Origin of the sequence: Streptomyces sp. NPDC003247, assembly GCF_042888135.1 — a bacterium.
GTDB lineage: Bacteria > Actinomycetota > Actinomycetes > Streptomycetales > Streptomycetaceae > Streptomyces.
The window spans coordinates 350,349-365,636 of sequence record NZ_JBIAPF010000001.1 but is presented as its reverse complement, the minus strand read 5'-3'; the positions used below and the strand labels follow the sequence as shown (position 1 = coordinate 365,636).

Annotated in this window: 11 protein-coding genes and 2 pseudogenes; 7 read left to right on the top strand and 6 right to left on the bottom strand. The window is 73.2% G+C overall.

The genetic code is table 11. The features are described from left to right. Nucleotides 1–74: 74 nt before the first annotated feature. Together ACFYWQ_RS01535 and ACFYWQ_RS01530 are read right to left on the bottom strand one after the other, a co-directional pair. A pseudogene (locus ACFYWQ_RS01535) lies at nt 75–260 on the bottom strand (transposase); the annotation flags it as partial. Between the two features lie 4 nt (nt 261–264). Then, nucleotides 265–655 (bottom strand): annotated as a pseudogene (locus tag ACFYWQ_RS01530) (transposase); the annotation flags it as partial. A 96-nt stretch (nt 656–751) separates the two neighbouring features. Here ACFYWQ_RS01530 and ACFYWQ_RS01525 point away from each other — a divergent pair. Both ACFYWQ_RS01525 and ACFYWQ_RS01520 read left to right on the top strand, forming a co-directional pair. Then, nucleotides 752–1,390 carry a LysE family translocator gene (locus ACFYWQ_RS01525; protein WP_389511748.1) on the top strand — a complete coding sequence of 213 codons (639 nt, stop codon included), beginning with the start codon at nt 752–754 and terminating at the stop codon, nt 1,388–1,390. 112 nt (nt 1,391–1,502) lie between these two features. After that, complete coding sequence (locus ACFYWQ_RS01520; RefSeq protein WP_389511746.1) at nt 1,503–1,751, top strand: hypothetical protein; 249 nt, start codon at nt 1,503–1,505, stop codon at nt 1,749–1,751. A gap of 317 nt (nt 1,752–2,068) precedes the next feature. Here the strand turns inward: ACFYWQ_RS01520 and ACFYWQ_RS01515 are convergent, their stop codons facing one another. Beyond that, complete coding sequence (locus ACFYWQ_RS01515; protein WP_389511744.1) at nt 2,069–2,875, bottom strand: site-2 protease family protein; 807 nt, start codon at nt 2,873–2,875, stop codon at nt 2,069–2,071. Between the two features lie 201 nt (nt 2,876–3,076). Here ACFYWQ_RS01515 and ACFYWQ_RS01510 point away from each other — a divergent pair, with 201 nt between their 5' ends. After that, nucleotides 3,077–6,832, top strand: a complete 3,756-nt coding sequence (locus ACFYWQ_RS01510) for a BTAD domain-containing putative transcriptional regulator (protein ID WP_389511742.1) — start codon at nt 3,077–3,079, stop codon at nt 6,830–6,832. 20 nt (nt 6,833–6,852) lie between these two features. Here the strand turns inward: ACFYWQ_RS01510 and ACFYWQ_RS01505 are convergent, their stop codons facing one another. From ACFYWQ_RS01505 to panB, 3 genes are all read right to left on the bottom strand, one after another. Then, the gene (locus ACFYWQ_RS01505) at nt 6,853–7,683 is read right to left on the bottom strand and encodes an ABC transporter permease (protein WP_389511740.1); all 831 of its coding nucleotides are present in this window, start codon (nt 7,681–7,683) and stop codon (nt 6,853–6,855) included. Next, complete coding sequence (locus tag ACFYWQ_RS01500) at nt 7,680–8,705, bottom strand: ATP-binding cassette domain-containing protein (protein WP_389511738.1); 1,026 nt, start codon at nt 8,703–8,705, stop codon at nt 7,680–7,682. Before ACFYWQ_RS01500 ends, ACFYWQ_RS01505 begins: the two co-directional genes overlap by 4 nt. Before the next feature lie 441 nt (nt 8,706–9,146). After that, entirely contained in the window at nt 9,147–10,013 is an 867-nt protein-coding gene (gene panB / locus ACFYWQ_RS01495; RefSeq protein ID WP_389511736.1) for a 3-methyl-2-oxobutanoate hydroxymethyltransferase, read from the bottom strand. 169 nt (nt 10,014–10,182) lie between these two features. Here panB and ACFYWQ_RS01490 point away from each other — a divergent pair, with 169 nt between their 5' ends. The 4 genes from ACFYWQ_RS01490 to ACFYWQ_RS01475 all read left to right on the top strand — a co-directional run bounded on the left by ACFYWQ_RS01490 (nt 10,183) and on the right by ACFYWQ_RS01475 (nt 15,017). Further along, the gene (locus ACFYWQ_RS01490) at nt 10,183–11,775 is read left to right on the top strand and encodes an MFS transporter (RefSeq protein WP_389511735.1); all 1,593 of its coding nucleotides are present in this window, start codon (nt 10,183–10,185) and stop codon (nt 11,773–11,775) included. A 63-nt stretch (nt 11,776–11,838) separates the two neighbouring features. Beyond that, complete coding sequence (locus ACFYWQ_RS01485) at nt 11,839–12,474, top strand: TetR/AcrR family transcriptional regulator (RefSeq protein ID WP_389511733.1); 636 nt, start codon at nt 11,839–11,841, stop codon at nt 12,472–12,474. A gap of 174 nt (nt 12,475–12,648) precedes the next feature. Beyond that, nucleotides 12,649–13,695 (top strand): endonuclease/exonuclease/phosphatase family protein, encoded by a 1,047-nt coding sequence (locus tag ACFYWQ_RS01480; RefSeq protein WP_389511732.1) that lies wholly within the window; start codon nt 12,649–12,651, stop codon nt 13,693–13,695. Nucleotides 13,696–13,796: 101 nt separating this feature from the next. After that, on the top strand, nt 13,797–15,017 hold the full coding sequence (locus tag ACFYWQ_RS01475; protein WP_389511731.1) for an MFS transporter: 1,221 nt from the start codon (nt 13,797–13,799) through the stop codon (nt 15,015–15,017). Nucleotides 15,018–15,288 lie beyond the last annotated feature (271 nt).

Below are 15,288 nucleotides of genomic sequence, written 5' to 3'. Positions count from 1 at the left end.
ACAGCTGTGGCTGGGTCTTGCCCGGCGGGTGTTCGGCGGGCAGGTCCCGTGGCGTGGGTTGGGGGCCTGGCTGGTCAGCCGGCGAGGGCGGCGAGCCCGGTGGTCCCCGCGTGCCGGAAGATCTTGCGGAGGTCGTGGCAGGCGGCCAGCAGCCGCCACTCGCCGCGGGCTCCGTCCTCGCCGCGCAGGAGGAGCTGGCGGCCTTTCTGGCAGGTCGTGATCTGTCCGAAGACGGGTTCGACGATGGCCTTGCGGCGACTGCTGGCGGCGGCGGAAGCGGGCGATCGAGCGGAAGCCCGGTTCCTGGCCGGCGGCCAGGAACCGGAATGCGACGTCGTCGGCCAGGCGACGCTCGATTGCCCGGGAGGAGCGGACGCCGGTGGTGTAGCCGTCGACGAGCAGGCGGACCATGGAACGCGGATCAATAGGGCGGGAACCCGCGCTTCTCGGTGTAGTCCGCCAGGACGGGCGACAGATCGAGCACGTCGTCGACCAGGTCCGCGACGAACCGGGCCAGGTGGTCCTCGGGCAGCCAGTCGTCCAGCGACGGCGGTAGCAGCAGCACCTGGTGCGGGTCGAACGCCCTGAATCGCTTGTTCACCGCCGGTGGACGAGCCTGCGACCGTTTCTTCTCGACCGGATCGGTCTCGAACAGACCATTCCCCTCACGCATAGCGGGATCGTCCCGCATGAATGATCACCGGCCCACGCGGGGTTGTCGCGTACCAAACCGGGCTCCTAGCCTGACGGCATGCTGGGTATCGGGCACTTCTGGGCCTTCCTCGCCGTGGTTGCCGTGCTGATCGCTGTGCCGGGGCCGAGCGTGGTGTTCGTGGTCGGGCGTGGGGTGGCACTCGGGCGTCGGGCGGCGCTGGCCACGGCGGTGGGCAACAACGGCGGGGTGCTGATCCAGGCCGTGCTGGTGGCCTTCGGGTTGGGAGCCGTCGTCGCGCGGTCGATCGTGGTGTTCTCGGTGCTGAAGTTCGCAGGCGCGCTGTATCTGGTCTATCTCGGCGTCCAGACGTGGCGGCATCGCGGGGAACTGGCCGTCACGGACGCGCAGCCGCGGCCACCCACGAATGTGCGACGCATCGCCCGGCAGGGTTTCGTTGTCGGAGTGAGCAATCCGAAGGGCTTCCTGATCTTCTCGGCCGTGCTGCCCCAGTTCGTCAACCGCTCGGCAGGGCACGTGACGCTGCAACTCCTGCTCCTCGGTATCGTCTGCGCCGCTGTCGCTCTGGTTTCCGACTCGGCCTGGGGGCTCCTCGCCGGGACGGCGCGTGGCTGGTTCCACGGGTCGCCCCGCCGCCTGTCCGCGATTGGTGCAGTGTCCGGGACGGTGATGGTCGGCCTCGGCGTCCGTCTGGCTCTCACCGGGAACGACGTGTGACAACACAGCGGATACTCGAAACGTTGCGGATGTCGCTGGTTACTGAGACACGCTCCTGGCTACGCCCCGCGTCCGTCATGGATGCGGGGCTTCGACTTCAGGAGGAGCAACGATGGACACCACGAAGAGCGTCAAGGGCCAGTACGACGAGGGTTGCCTTCACTGCGGGGAGGCACTCATGCAACAGGAGGGACCGGGGCGCGTCCGGTTGTTCTGCAACCCGGACCACAACAGGGTGTGCACCTACAACAACGACGCGCTCGCGGCTGGGTGGGCGCAGCACCACGCAACGCGCGGGGAGCGCCACACCCGGTTCCGCATGGTGCAGCAGTCCTACTTCAGACTCCCGTCCGCTCCCTAGACCCGCGGCTGGCGCCCGTGCATCGCCCGCGGTGGGCGCGGCGGGGGTGGAAGCGCCGGTGAGGTCGGCACCTCCACCCCCGCTAGCGTCCTGCGCACCGTCCCCGCTCCGACCTTTCCGGGGCCGGTGATCTGCCTCCTGACGTCGTGCCGACGCCGGAAGGAGGCACCTGCTCCTCGTCCTCCCTCTCCCGCTCATCACGCCGGAGGACGAGGAAGCACCCGTCGGCGGAGTCCCTATGGACTGCCCGGCGCGGTCGAGCCGCGCTCACCTGACCATCCCCGTTCAGGTGGGCGGGGTTTCGTCGTTTCCGCAGGTCAACGAGCCAAGCAGCCGGCCACGTCCTCTCCACCCCTGAATACGTAGTTGTACAGGTACTGACCGCAGTACGTCTCGAAGTCGCCCACGCCGAGACCGCGCAGCGCCGCGTCGACCACGTCGAAGAACGCGCCGTTGACCGCCGGCACCCACAGCAGCGCGAACACGAACAGCAGCCCGAACGGAGCGAACGGCTCCACCTGCCGCTTCACGCCGTACGGCAGCCAGGGCTCGAGCACCCCGTAGCCGTCGAGGCCGGGCACCGGCAGGAAGTTCAGGATCGCCGCCGTGACCTGGAGCAGCGCCAGGAACGCCAGCGCGTTCCGGAAGTCGGCGGGCACGCCGTCCAGCGCGTCCAGCCAGAAGGGGGCCGTGCACACCGCGGCGAACAGCACGTTCGTCAGCGGGCCGGCCGCCGAGACCAGGCTGTGCCGCCAGCGGCCCCGGATCCGCCCGCGCTCGATGAACACGGCGCCGCCCGGCAGGCCGATCCCGCCCATGATGACGAACAGCACCGGCAGCACCACGCTGAGCAGGGCGTGCGTGTACGCGAGCGGGTTCAGCGTGAGATAGCCCTTGGCGCCCACCGAGATGTCCCCGCCGTGCAGGGCGGTGCGCGCGTGCGCGTACTCGTGCAGGCACAGCGACACCACCCACGCCGCCGTCACGAACAGGAACACGGCCACACCGGGCTGCTCGGCGAACCCCGTCCAGGTCGCCCATCCCGTGACCGCCATGACGGCCACGATGCCGACGAAGACGGGGCTGACCCTCCGGTCGCTGCGGCGGGTGAGGGCGGTCGTCATGGTGCTCCCTGGGCTCGGTGCGGGGGTGGAGTGTGGCGGTGGAGTGCGGGGGTGGAACCGCCCGACCGTACCGGGCGCAGGGGGAAAACGTCTCGCGGGCGGTCGTCGGTTCCTGCGAGGGTGGGCGGAAGGGGAACGCCGGACGTCCCGGTCCGCCGCGCCGCCGGAACCCCGTGACCGGCCCCCGGCCCACCGGAGACAATGGACCCCGTGCGCTACCGCATCCTCGGCACCACCCAGGCACTCCGCCCCGACGGCACCCCCGTCGCCGTGGGCGGGGCACGGCTGCGTGCCCTGCTGACCGTACTGGCCCTGCGGGCCGGCCGGACCGTGCCCGCCGCCCTGCTGGTCGACGAGGTGTGGGCCGGGGACCCGCCCGCCGACGCGCCGGGCGCGCTCCAGGCGCTCGTCGGACGGCTGCGCCGCGCCCTCGGCGCCCAGGAGGTCGCCTCCGTGGACGGCGGCTACCGGCTCACCGCCCCGCCCGACACGGTCGACCTGCACCGCTTCGAGCGGCTGACCGGCGACGGACTGCGCGCCCTCGCCGACGACGACCCCGCCAAGGCGGCCGTCCTGCTCGACGACGCCCTCGCCCTGTGGCAGGGCCCGGCCCTCGCCGACCTGCCCGACCGCACCGCCGAGGCGGCCCGCCGGGAGGCCCGCCGCCTCGACGCCGTGCGCGCCCGCCACACCGCCGCCCTCGCCCTCGGCCACGCCGGACAGTCGCTGCCCGAGCTGACCGCCCTGTGCGACGCGCACCCCTTCGACGAGCCCCTCCAGGCGCTGCGCCTGCGCGCCCTGCGCGACACCGGCCGCACCGCCGAGGCGCTCGCCGCCTACGAGGACGTCCGCCGCCTCCTCGCCGACCGGCTGGGCTCGGACCCGGGCCCCGAACTGCGCGCCCTGCACGCCGAACTGCTGACCCCGGCCGAGCTGCCGGGCCCGGCCCCGCGCCCCGACGGTCCGCACACCTCCGCCGGCCGCACCGGCCGCAACGGGGACGCCGCGTCCCCGGCCCGTGGCACGCCCGGCACGCCCGGCATACCTGGCGCGCCCGGCTCCCCGCCCCTCCCGGGCGCCCCGCCGACCGCCCCGGCGCACGGCCCGGCAGCCACCCCGGCAGGCGCCGCCGGGGCGGCGGGCGGCGGTCCGGCCCCGGGGGCGAACGGCTTCGCCCCGCAGGTGAGCGGATCGGCCCCGCAGGTGGACGGCTCCGCCCTGCCGGTGGACGGATCGGTCCCGCCGGTGCATGGCTTCGTCCCGCCGGTGGACGGCTCCACTCCGCCGGTGGACGGCTTCGCCCCGCCGGTGGACGGCTTCGTCCCGCCGGTGGACGGCTCCACTCCGCCGGTGGACGGCTTCGCCCCGCCGGTGCACGGCTCGGTCCCGCCCGTGCACGGCTCCGCCCCGCCGATGGACGGTTCCGTCCCGCCGTTGCACGGTTCCGTCCCGCCCCCCGGCAACCTCCGCGCCCGGCTGACCTCCTTTGTCGGCCGGGAGGCCGACATCGAGGCCCTCCGGGGGGACCTCGCCGCCGCCCGGCTCGTCACGCTGCTCGGACCCGGCGGCGCGGGCAAGACCCGGCTGTCGCAGGAGGCCGCCGAGACCGTACGGGACACCACCCGTGACGGCGTCTGGCTGGCCGAACTGGCGCCCGTCGCCGACCCGGACGCCGTACCGCAGGCCGTCCTCACCGCCGTGGGAGCCCGCGAGACCGTGCTGTACGGCGCCGGCGCCGAGGAGATGCGGGTCGCCGGCGAACGCCACGACGACCCCGTGGAACGCCTCGTCGAGCACTGCGCCCGGCGCCGCATGCTGATCGTCCTCGACAACTGCGAGCACGTCGTCGAGGCCGCCGCCCGGCTCGTCGAGGAACTGCTCGGCCGCTGTCCCGGCCTGACGGTCCTCGCCACCAGCCGGGAACCGCTCGGCGTGCCCGGCGAGGTGCTGCGCCCGGTGGAACCGCTGCCGGAGCCGGTCGCGCTGCGCCTGCTCGCCGACCGGGGAGCGGCCGCCCGGCCCGGCTTCCGCGTCGACGACGACCCCGAGGCCTGCGCCGAGATCTGCCGCAGGCTGGACGGCCTGCCCCTCGCCATCGAGCTGGCCGCCGCCCGCCTGCGCATGCTGACCCCCCGCCAGATCGCCGACCGGCTCGACGACCGCTTCCGTCTCCTCACCTCCGGCAGCCGTACCGTGCTGCCCCGCCAGCAGACCCTGCGCGCCGTCGTCGACTGGTCCTGGGACCTGCTCGACGCCGACGAACGCGAGGTCCTCGGCCGGCTGTCGGTGTTCGCCCGGGGCTGCGACCTCGCCGCCGCCGAGGCCGTGTGCGGCCCGGCCGCCATCGACGCGCTCGGCTCCCTCGTCGACAAGTCGCTCGTGGTGGCCGCCCCCGCCGCCGACGGCGCGATGCGCTACCGGCTCCTGGAGACCGTCGCCGAGTACGCGGGCGAACGCCTCGACGAGTCCGGCGACCGCCCCTCGGCCGAGCGGGCCCATCTGACGTACTACCGCGAACTCGCCCGCGCCACCGACGTGCTGCTGCGCGGCCCCACCCAGCGCGCCGCCGTCGACCTCTTCCAGCTGGAGTACGAGAACCTGCGCACCGCGCTGCGCCGGGCCGTCGCCGCGCGCGACGAGCAGGAGGCGCTGTGCCTCACCCTCTCCCTGGCCGTCTACTGGCACATGCGCGACCTGCGCATCGAGGCCCGCTCCTGGTGCAGCGAGGTCATGGCCCTGGGTCCCGACCCGTTCACCGAGCCCGTCCGCCCCGCCGCCCCGGTGTGGCAGTCCTGCACCGCCGCCCCGCCGCCGATGACCGGCGAGGTCCTCGCCGAGGCCCGGCGCGGTGTCCACCTGGCCCATCTCGCCTGCATGGACACCGAACTGGACGCCTGGCAGAACCCGGCGGCCCAGGCCAAGCTGCGCGTCATCGCCCAGACCTACGAGCCCGGCCTCCCGCAGACCTGCCGGTCCCCCGGACTGCTCTGGTTCTACGCCGTGATGCTCACCGGCGACATGGACCGCATCCGCGCCATCATCGACGCCAACGTCCGCACCTGCCGGGAGACCCCCGGATTCGAGTGGGAGCTCGCCAACTGCCTCCAGATGCGGGCCAACCTGCTCGCCAACCGCTCCGACTGGGCGGGCGACGCGGTCCGGGACGCCGACGAGTCCCTGGAGATCTACCACCGGCTGGACGACGCCTGGGGCATCGCCGAGGCCCTCTCCGCCCGCGCCGAGGCCCGCGAGCGGCTGGGCGCCCACCGGGAGGCCGCCGCCGACTACGAGGAGGCCATGGTGCACGCCGAACGGCTCGGCGCCCGCGCCCAGCTGGCCGTCCTCGGCGCCCGGCTGGGCAGCACGCTGGTGGAGGCGGGCGAGGAGGAGCGCGGCGAACGCGTGCTGCGCGAGGTCATCGCCGGCACGGACGGTTCGGCCAACGAGGCCATGCCCGCCGCCCGCCTCTTCCTGGCCGGCCGGCTCGGCCTGGACGGCCGCCTCGCCGAGGCCCGCGAACAGCTCCGGCTGCTGCGCGAGGAGTTCACCATCGCGCACTTCGCCGTCTTCGACGCCTTCATCCTCAGCGCCGAGGCCTGGCTGGACGCGGCCGACGAGCGGTACGAGGAGGCGCTGGTCGGCGTCCGCAAGGCGATGGAGCGGGGCGGCGACCCGCTGGCCGTGGCCATCGCCCCGTACATGCGGTCGCACTTCCTGACCGTCGCCGCGATCGTCCTCGCCGGTGCCGACGGCGGCAGCCGCGCCTCGGTGGCCGCCCGCTGCCTCGGCACCGCCGACAGCCTGCTCCCGCCCGCCTACATCGCCCCGCGCCTGGAGCGCCACACCCGCGACCTGGCCGGGACCGCGGCCCGCGCCGCGCTCGGCGACGAGGCGTACGAGGCGGCGTACGCCGAGGGCGGCGGCCTCTCCTACGAGGAGGCCGCCGCCCTGGTGTGAGCGAACCGTTCCGCGAGCGCTCAGTGCTTGGTACGGAACTTGTGGACCGCGACCGGCGCCATCACCGCGGTGAGCGCCGCCGACCAGGCCAGCGTCACCCACAGGTCGTGCGCGACGGGGCCGCCGATCATCAGCCCGCGCGCGGCGTCCGCCAGCGCGGACAGCGGGTTGTAGTCGGTGAAGGCGCGCAGCCAGCCCGGCATCGAGGACGTCGGCGCGAAGATCGACGAGCCGAACTGCAACGGCATCAGCACCAGGAACCCCATCGCCTGCACCGACTGCGCGCTCTTCATCACCACGCCGAGCGTGAGGAACACCCACATCAGGGCCGACCCGAACACGGCGGACAGCCCTATGGAGGCCAGCAGTCCGGCCCAGTTCGTGATGTCGAAGCCCACCAGCAGCGCGACGACCAGCAGCACCACCGTCGCGAACAGCATCCGCATCAGCTCCACCGCGATCTTCGCGAAGAGCACGGAGCCGCGCCCGATGGGCAGGGACCGGAAGCGGTCCATCACACCGGAGTTGAAGTCCTGGTTGAAGCCGGTGCCCACGCCCTGCGCCATGTTCATCCCCATCATGGCCATCAGCCCGGGCACGACGTACTGGACGTACGCCTGCTGCCCGCCGCCCAGCGACTGGCCGATGGAGCCGCCGAAGACGTACACGAACAGCAGCGTGAAGACGACCGGGAAGAGGACGGCGTCGAACATCGACTCCGGGTCCTGCCGGATCCACAGCAGGTTGCGCCGCACGAGCGCGCCGGTGTGCCGCAGATGGGCCCGGAGCGGGATGGGCGCGTCGACGGCCTTCACGGCGGCCGGGCTCGGGGTGACGGTGGCGGCGCTCATACGGCGACCTCCTCGCGGGTGTCGGCGGGCACGGCGTCCTGCGGGGCACTGGCACGGTGGCCGGTGAGGGACAGGAACACCTCGTCCAGGCTGGGGAGTTCGGTGGTGAGGGAGGCGAGCGTGACACCGCGCGCGGTGACCGCGCCGACCACCGCGGTGAGCTGCTCGTCGCTGAGCACCGGCACCAGCACCGAGCCGCGCTCGGCGTCCACGACGGTGCCGGCCAGGCCGGTGATGCCCAGGTCGTCCAGGGCGCGGGCCAGGGGCCGCAGCTGCGCCGGATCGGAGGGCCGCACGCGCAGCGTCCGGCCGCCCACCCGCGCCTTCAGCTCGTCGACGCGCCCGGTGGCGATGACCTTGCCCCGGTCGACGACGGTGAGCTCGGAGGCGAGCTGCTCGGCCTCCTCCATGTACTGCGTGGTCAGCAGGACCGTCACCCCGTCCCCGACCATCGCCTTGACCTCGTCCCACACCTCGTTGCGGGTGCGCGGGTCGAGGCCGGTGGTCGGCTCGTCCAGGTACAGCACCGCCGGCCGGCCGATCATCGACGCGGCCAGGTCGAGCCGGCGCCGCATGCCGCCGGAGTAGGTGCTCGCGGGCCGCCGGGCCGCCTCCGTCAGGGAGAACCGCTCCAGCAGCTCGTCGGCGCGGGTCCGCGCGTCCTTGCGGGACAGGTCGAGGAGCCGCCCGATGAGGTACAGGTTCTCCCAGCCCGGGAGCTTCTCGTCCACGGAGGCGTACTGGCCCGTGAGGCCGATCACCCGGCGCAGCTGGCGGGGCTGGCGCACCACGTCGTAGCCCGCCACGGTCGCCCGGCCGGCGTCGGGGGCCAGCAGGGTGGACAGGATCCGCACGAGGGTCGTCTTCCCGGCGCCGTTCGGCCCGAGGACCCCCATCACGGTTCCCTCCCGCACGTCCAGGTCGACCCCGTCCAGCGCCTTGGTCTCGCCGTAGTGCTTGACCAGCCCCCGTACGGTGACGGCGCTGCCCGCGCCGCTGGGGTTATCGTCGATTCGCGTCATGTCCCCGACGATGTCAACGCCCACCGACAAACAGCCGACAAGTCACCTACAGCCGCCGACACCCACCGACAGCCCGCCGACGGGGCCCGCCGACGGCCGCCGACGCGGTGCCGTCCCGGGATGTTCGCCCCCGCCGCCCCTTCCCGTCCCGTCCCCGGGGGCTGCCGCCCCCTGACCCCCGCTGTCGGCCCTGAACGGGCCTCGTCCTCAAACGCCGGACGGGCTGGGATGTGGTGACCCTCTCCACCGACCGAGTCGGGTGGTGGGTGGGCACAGGCCGGGGGTCCGGGGGCGGAGCCCCCCGGGGGACGGGACGGGAAGGGGCGGCGGGGGCGATCCACGGCCCGAACGGACGCCCCGGGCGCGGCCCCGCCCCCCGGGGGAAAAGACGGCAGCCCGTCGACGGGGGAAGATCGACGGGCTGCCGTGTGCGGAGTTGGCTCAGTGGACGCTGTGCTCCTCCAGCGGGAACGTTCCGCCGACGACGTCCTCCGCGAACGCCTTCGCCGCCCCGCTCATGACCGCCCGCAGATCGGCGTACTGCTTCACGAACTTCGGCACCCGGCCGCCGGTCAGCCCCAGCATGTCCGTCCACACCAGCACCTGCGCGTCCGTCTCCGGACCGGCCCCGATCCCCACGGTGGGGATGTGCAGCGCACGGGTGACCTCGGCCGCCAGCTCCGCCGGGACCAGCTCCAGCACGACCGCGAACGCGCCCGCGTCCTGCACCGCCTTGGCGTCCCGCAGCAGCTGCGCCGCCGCCTCCTCGCCGCGCCCCTGGACGCGGTAGCCCATGGCGTTCACGGACTGCGGGGTCAGGCCGATGTGCGCCATGACCGGGATGCCGGACTCCACCAGCAGCTCGATCTGCCGGTGGGAGCGTTCCCCGCCCTCCAGCTTCACGGCCCCGACACCGGCCTCCTTGACCAGCCGGGTCGCGCTGCGCAGCGCCTGGACCGGGCCCTCCTGGTACGAGCCGAACGGCAGGTCGCCGACGATCAGCGCGCGCTGGGTGCCCCGTACGACCGCGGCCGACAGCATGGTCATCTCGTCGAGGGTGACGGGAACGGTCGTCTCGTACCCCAGGTGGCAGTTGCCCGCCGAGTCGCCGACGAGCATCACCGGGATGCCGGCCTCGTCGAACACGGACGCGGTCATCGCGTCGTAGGCGGTGAGCATCGGCCACTTCTCGCCGCGCTCCTTGGCGGCGGCGATGTCGCGGACGGTGATGCGGCGGGTGCCCTTGCCCCCGTACAGCGCCTTGCTGCCGTCGGAGGGCCTCTTCTGGGCAGCCGAAAGCTGCGTCATGGGAACGGCTCCTTACGTCATCTCGAGGCGCCCTCACGGCGTCCCCGGACCACCTCCATGGTGGCACCTCGTGCCAGGCAGGACCAGAGCGCCCCCCGTGGGTAAAACCTGAGTAAGAGAATTCCGATACGAGACGGTCTCGTATCGAAATTCTTCTAGGCTCGACGGCATGACTTCTCCGTCCGTCACCACCGCCCCGCGCATACCCGAAGCGGTGCACCGACGCCGCTGGGCGATCCTCGGCGTGCTGATGCTGAGCCTGCTGATCGTCGTCCTCGACAACTCGATCCTGAACGTCGCCGTCAAGACCATCTCCACCCCCGCCCCCACCGGCCTGGGCGCCACCCAGAGCGAGCTGGAGTGGGCGATCAACTCGTACACGCTCGTCTTCGCGGGCCTGCTGTTCTCCGCCGGCCTCCTCGGCGACCGCGTCGGCCGCAAGAAGGTCCTGCTCGGCGGCCTCGTCGTCTTCGGCATCGGCTCCGCGCTCGCCGCCGAGTCCGGCTCGCCCGCCCAGCTCATCGCCTTCCGCGCGGTGATGGCCCTCGGCGCCGCGTTCGTGATGCCCGCCACCCTCGCCGTCCTCATGAACGTCTTCGAGCGCGAGGAGCAGCCCAAGGCCATCGGCATCTGGGCCGGCGGCGTGGGGCTCGCCATCGCCATCGGCCCCATCACCGGCGGCCTCCTGCTGGACCACTTCTGGTGGGGCTCGGTCTTCCTGATCAACGTGCCGATCGTCATCGTCGCCGTCGCGCTGATGCTGTGGCTGGTGCCCGACTCCCGCGACCCGAACCCCGGCCGGATCGACCCCCTCGGCGTCGTCCTGTCCGTCGTCGGGCTGGTGCTCCTCGTCTACGGCATCATCAAGGGCGGCGAGCTCGCCGACTTCACCGACCCGACCGTGCTGGCGACGACCGCCGCGGGCCTCGCGGTCCTCGTGGCGTTCGTCGTCCTGGAGAAGCGCAGCGACCACCCGTCCATCGACGTCACCCACTTCCGCAACAAGGTCTTCTCGGCCGCGATCGGGGTCATCGCCCTGGTCTTCTTCGCGCTGATGGGCGTCACCTTCTTCTCCGTCTTCTACACCCAGAGCGTGCGCGGCTACTCGCCCCTCCAGACCGGTCTGCTGATGCTGCCGCTGGCCGCCGCCCAGATGATCTTCGCGCCGCGGGCCCGGCTCGTCGTCGACCGCTTCGGCATCAAGGCCACGACGACGACCGCCATGCTCGTCATCACCGCGACGCTGGTGGCGTTCGCCACGCTCGACGAGGACACGCCGATCTGGGCCCTGGAGGTCGTCTTCTTCCTCATGGGCACCGGCATGGCCCACATCATGACCCCGACGAGCGTCGTCATCATGCAGGCCCTGCCCCGCGAGAAGGCCGGCTCCGCCTCCGCCCTCAGCAACACCTTCCGCCAGGTCGGCGGCGCCCTCGGCATCGCCGTCCTCGGCTCCGTGCTGTCGACGTCGTACCGGCACGGCATCGAGGACCGGCTCGGCGTGCTGCCCGCCGGGCTGCGCGAGACGGCCGGGGAGTCCATCGAGGCGACCCTGGGCGTGGCGGCCGGACTCGGCGAGCGCGGCAGGGTGCTGGTCGACCCGGCCAACGAGGCGTTCCTGCACGCGATGCACGTCACCGCGCTGTGGGGCGCCGGGGTGGCGCTGGTGGGCGCGGTGGTCGTGGGGCTCTTCCTGCCCGGCCGGCCGAAGGCGACCGAGGACGCGGCGAAGGACGCCGACCTGGCGGGCACGGCCTCGTAGGAACGGCCCGCGGGCCGTGCGCTGCGGGAGAATCCCCCCAGGGCGACGAAGGGACGGACGGACGTGAGTCTCGTGGACAGCGGCACCGGTGTGGAGCAGCCCGGGCGCGGGCGGCCGCGCAGCGAGGCGGTGGAACGGGCCATCGTCGAGGGCACGCTGAAGCTGCTGGAGGAGGGCATTCCGCTCGGTGACGTGTCCATCGAGCGGATCGCCCGCACGGCCGGCGTCGGCAAGGCGACCATCTACCGCCGCTGGAGCGGCAAGGAGGAACTCCTCGTCGACGTCCTGCGGGCGGTCGAACCGGAGGACCTCGAACTGCCCGGCACCTCCCTGCGCGACGACCTGGTCGTGCTGCTGGAGTCGCTGCGCCTGCGCGGACTGGCCAACCGCTCCTCGGCGATCCTGCACAACGTCCGCGCCCAGATGAAGACCAGCCCCCGGATCTGGACGGCCTACCACAACGCGGTCGTCGCCCCCCGCCGCCGGGTCGGCCTCGACGTCCTGCGCCGCGGCCAGGAGAACGGCGAACTGCGCACCGACCTCGACCGAGAGCTGATCTACGACATCCTCGTCGGCCCCATGCTCGTCCGGTCCGTCCTGCAACCCGACGCCGACCTCGGCGAGGGCCTCGCCGAGCAGATGGTCGACGCGCTGCTGACCGGCCTACGGCCCGTCAGTTCCCCCACCGGCCCGCTGTAATGTGCACGTTCCGTCACAGAGCGGTCCCCGTGACCGCCGACCGGAACCCGTGACACCGGCCCGTACGTCATCGAGCCCGTACGGTCGTCATGGGACGGCAGGATCGAAGCCGATCATCCCCTAGGGTCGTACCCGGGGGACGAACGGTTGCACGGCAGGCAGTGAGGCGACGGTATGGCGCAGCAGGCGTACATGACGGAGACGGACAACGGCGGCTCGGGACCCGAGCGCCGGGGAACCCGGCTTCGGCGCCTGGCGGAACGTCTGACCGCGGGCTGGCGCGGCGACCCGCGCATCTGGCGACGCGGCGTCGTCGCCGCCGTGCTCGCGCTGCTCCTCTCCCTCGTGATGGTGGCGCACTCGTACATCCCCAACCGCTACGGCAACCTCGGCAGCCTGACGGAGACGTTCCTGCCCTGGCTGGGGCTGTTCGTCCCGCTGCTGTTCCTGCTCGCGCTGGTGCGCAGGTCGGCGACGGCGCTGATCGCGGTGGTGCTGCCGGCCGTCGTCTGGCTGAACCTCTTCGGCGGCCAGCTCACCGACAAGACCGGCAGCGGCGGCGACCTCACGGTCGCCACGCACAACGTCAACGCCGAGAACGCCGATCCGTCCGGCACCGCCCGTGCCGTCGCCGCGTCCGGCGCGGACGTGCTGGCCCTGGAGGAGCTGACCTCCTCGGCGGTCCCGGTGTACGAGAAGGCGCTGACGGCGACGTACGCGTACCACTCGGTGCGGGGCACGGTCGGGCTGTGGAGCAAGTACCCGATCAGCGACGTGGCGGACGTCGACATCAAGCTGGGCTGGGTCCGCGCGATGAGGGCGACGGTCACGACGCCCGAGGGCCCGGTCGCGTTCTACGTCGCCCACCTGCCGTCCGTGCGCGTCAAGCTCCAGGCCGGGTTCACCGCCCGGCAGCGCGACAAGAGCGCGGACGCGCTCGGCGAGGCGATCGCCGCCGACCCGCTGAGCCGCAAGATCCTGCTCGGCGACCTCAACGGCACGATGAACGACCGCTCCCTCAACGCCGTCACCTCCCAGATGCGCTCGACGCAGGGCGCGGCGGGCAGCGGCATGGGCTTCAGCTGGCCGGCGTCGTTCCCGATGGCGCGGATCGACCAGATCATGGTGACGGGCGTCCAGCCGGTCACCTCGTGGACCCTGCCGGAGACCGGCAGCGACCATCTGCCGGTCGCCGCCCGTGTGAAGGTCACCACACCGTAACCCGCCGGAATACCGGGCCGGGAAGGATTTGTTCCGTAGCTGAACATACCGGCCCGCGAGGGACGGACGGATCCCCTTCCCGGAAAGGCACAGGCTTCCTCATGCCCCTGGCCCTGCTCGCCCTGGCCGTGGGTGCCTTCGGCATCGGCACCACCGAGTTCGTGATGATGGGCCTGCTGCCCGACGTCGCCGACGACCTGCACATCTCCATCCCCTCCGCCGGACACCTCGTCTCCGCCTACGCCCTCGGTGTCGTCCTCGGCGCCCCGCTGCTCGCGGCGGTGACGGCACGCCTGTCCCGCCGTACGGTCCTCATCGCCCTGATGGTGCTGTTCGTGGCGGGCAACGCCCTGTCGGCGTTCGCCCCCGACCACCGCTGGCTGCTCGCCGCCCGCTTCCTCAGCGGTCTGCCGCACGGCGCCTTCTTCGGCGTCGGCGCGGTCGTGGCCACCACCCTGGTCGCGCCCGAGCGCAAGGCCCGCTCGGTGTCGCTGATGTTCCTCGGCCTGACCGTGGCCAACATCGCCGGCGTCCCGGCGGCCACGCTGATGGGCCAGCACCTCGGCTGGCGGGCCACCTTCCTCGGCGTCTCCGCGATCGGCCTCGCGGCCATAGCGGCGCTGGCCGCGCTGATCCCGCACGACCACGCCCACGCGCCCACGACCGGCCTGCGCGGCGAGCTGGCGGCCCTGCGCTCCCTGCCCGTGTGGCTGGCGCTCGGCACGACGGTCGCCGGCTTCGGGGCGCTGTTCTCCGCGTACAGCTACATCACCCCGATGCTGACGGACGCCGCCGGCTACGCCGACTCCAGCGTGACCCTGCTGCTCGCCCTGTTCGGCGTCGGCGCGACGATCGGCAACCTGCTGGGCGGGCGCCTCGCCGACCACGCGATGCGCGGCACCCTGTTCGCCGGCCTGGCCTCGCTGGCCGCCGTCCTGGCGCTGTTCCCGCTGCTCATGAGCGCCCCGTGGAGCGCGGCCCTGGCGGTGACCCTGCTGGGCGTCGCCTCCTTCGTCACCGGCTCCCCGCTCCAGCTGATGGTGATGGAGAAGGCGTCGACCGCCCCCTCCCTGGCCTCCTCCGCCAACCAGGCCGCCTTCAACCTGGCCAACGCCGGCGGCGCCTGGATCGGCGGCCTCACCCTCGCCGCCGGCCTCGGCGTCACCTCACCGGCGGTGGCGGGCGCGGCCCTGGCCGTCCTGGGCCTGGCGGTGGCGGGCGTGGCCTTCGCCGTGGACCGCCGCAGGTCCCCCGACCGGCCCTCCCGAGCCCTGATCGTCGCCACGAACGAACCCCGCCGGTCGCAGTCCCTGTCCCACTGACGTTCCAGGAACTCCGCCCCTCACAGCCCGCCAGCACCACCGGGCCCACACCCGTCGCCCCTCCAGGGGCGCGGGGAACGGCGCGAACGGCCACCGCGCCCCCGCACCCGCACACCGGCGGCACACCGCCCGGCGGGTGCGCGCGGGACGCGGTGCCGCAGGGGGCCGATGCTGCCGGGCCCACACCCGTCGCCCCTCCAGGGGCGCGGGGAACGGCGCGAACGGCCACCGCGCCCCCGCACCCGCACACCGGCGGCACACCGCCCGGCGG

Coding starts and splice junctions, on each gene's coding strand:
- panB (WP_389511736.1), bottom strand. CDS start 10,013: ATGACGCAGCTTTCGGCTGCCCAGAAGAGGCCCTCCGACGGCAGCAAG.
- ACFYWQ_RS01520 (WP_389511746.1), top strand. CDS start 1,503: ATGGACACCACGAAGAGCGTCAAGGGCCAGTACGACGAGGGTTGCCTT.
- ACFYWQ_RS01505 (WP_389511740.1), bottom strand. CDS start 7,683: ATGAGCGCCGCCACCGTCACCCCGAGCCCGGCCGCCGTGAAGGCCGTC.
- ACFYWQ_RS01490 (WP_389511735.1), top strand. CDS start 10,183: ATGACTTCTCCGTCCGTCACCACCGCCCCGCGCATACCCGAAGCGGTG.
- ACFYWQ_RS01500 (WP_389511738.1), bottom strand. CDS start 8,705: ATGACGCGAATCGACGATAACCCCAGCGGCGCGGGCAGCGCCGTCACC.
- ACFYWQ_RS01480 (WP_389511732.1), top strand. CDS start 12,649: ATGGCGCAGCAGGCGTACATGACGGAGACGGACAACGGCGGCTCGGGA.
- ACFYWQ_RS01515 (WP_389511744.1), bottom strand. CDS start 2,875: ATGACGACCGCCCTCACCCGCCGCAGCGACCGGAGGGTCAGCCCCGTC.
- ACFYWQ_RS01510 (WP_389511742.1), top strand. CDS start 3,077: ATGGACCCCGTGCGCTACCGCATCCTCGGCACCACCCAGGCACTCCGC.
- ACFYWQ_RS01525 (WP_389511748.1), top strand. CDS start 752: ATGCTGGGTATCGGGCACTTCTGGGCCTTCCTCGCCGTGGTTGCCGTG.
- ACFYWQ_RS01475 (WP_389511731.1), top strand. CDS start 13,797: ATGCCCCTGGCCCTGCTCGCCCTGGCCGTGGGTGCCTTCGGCATCGGC.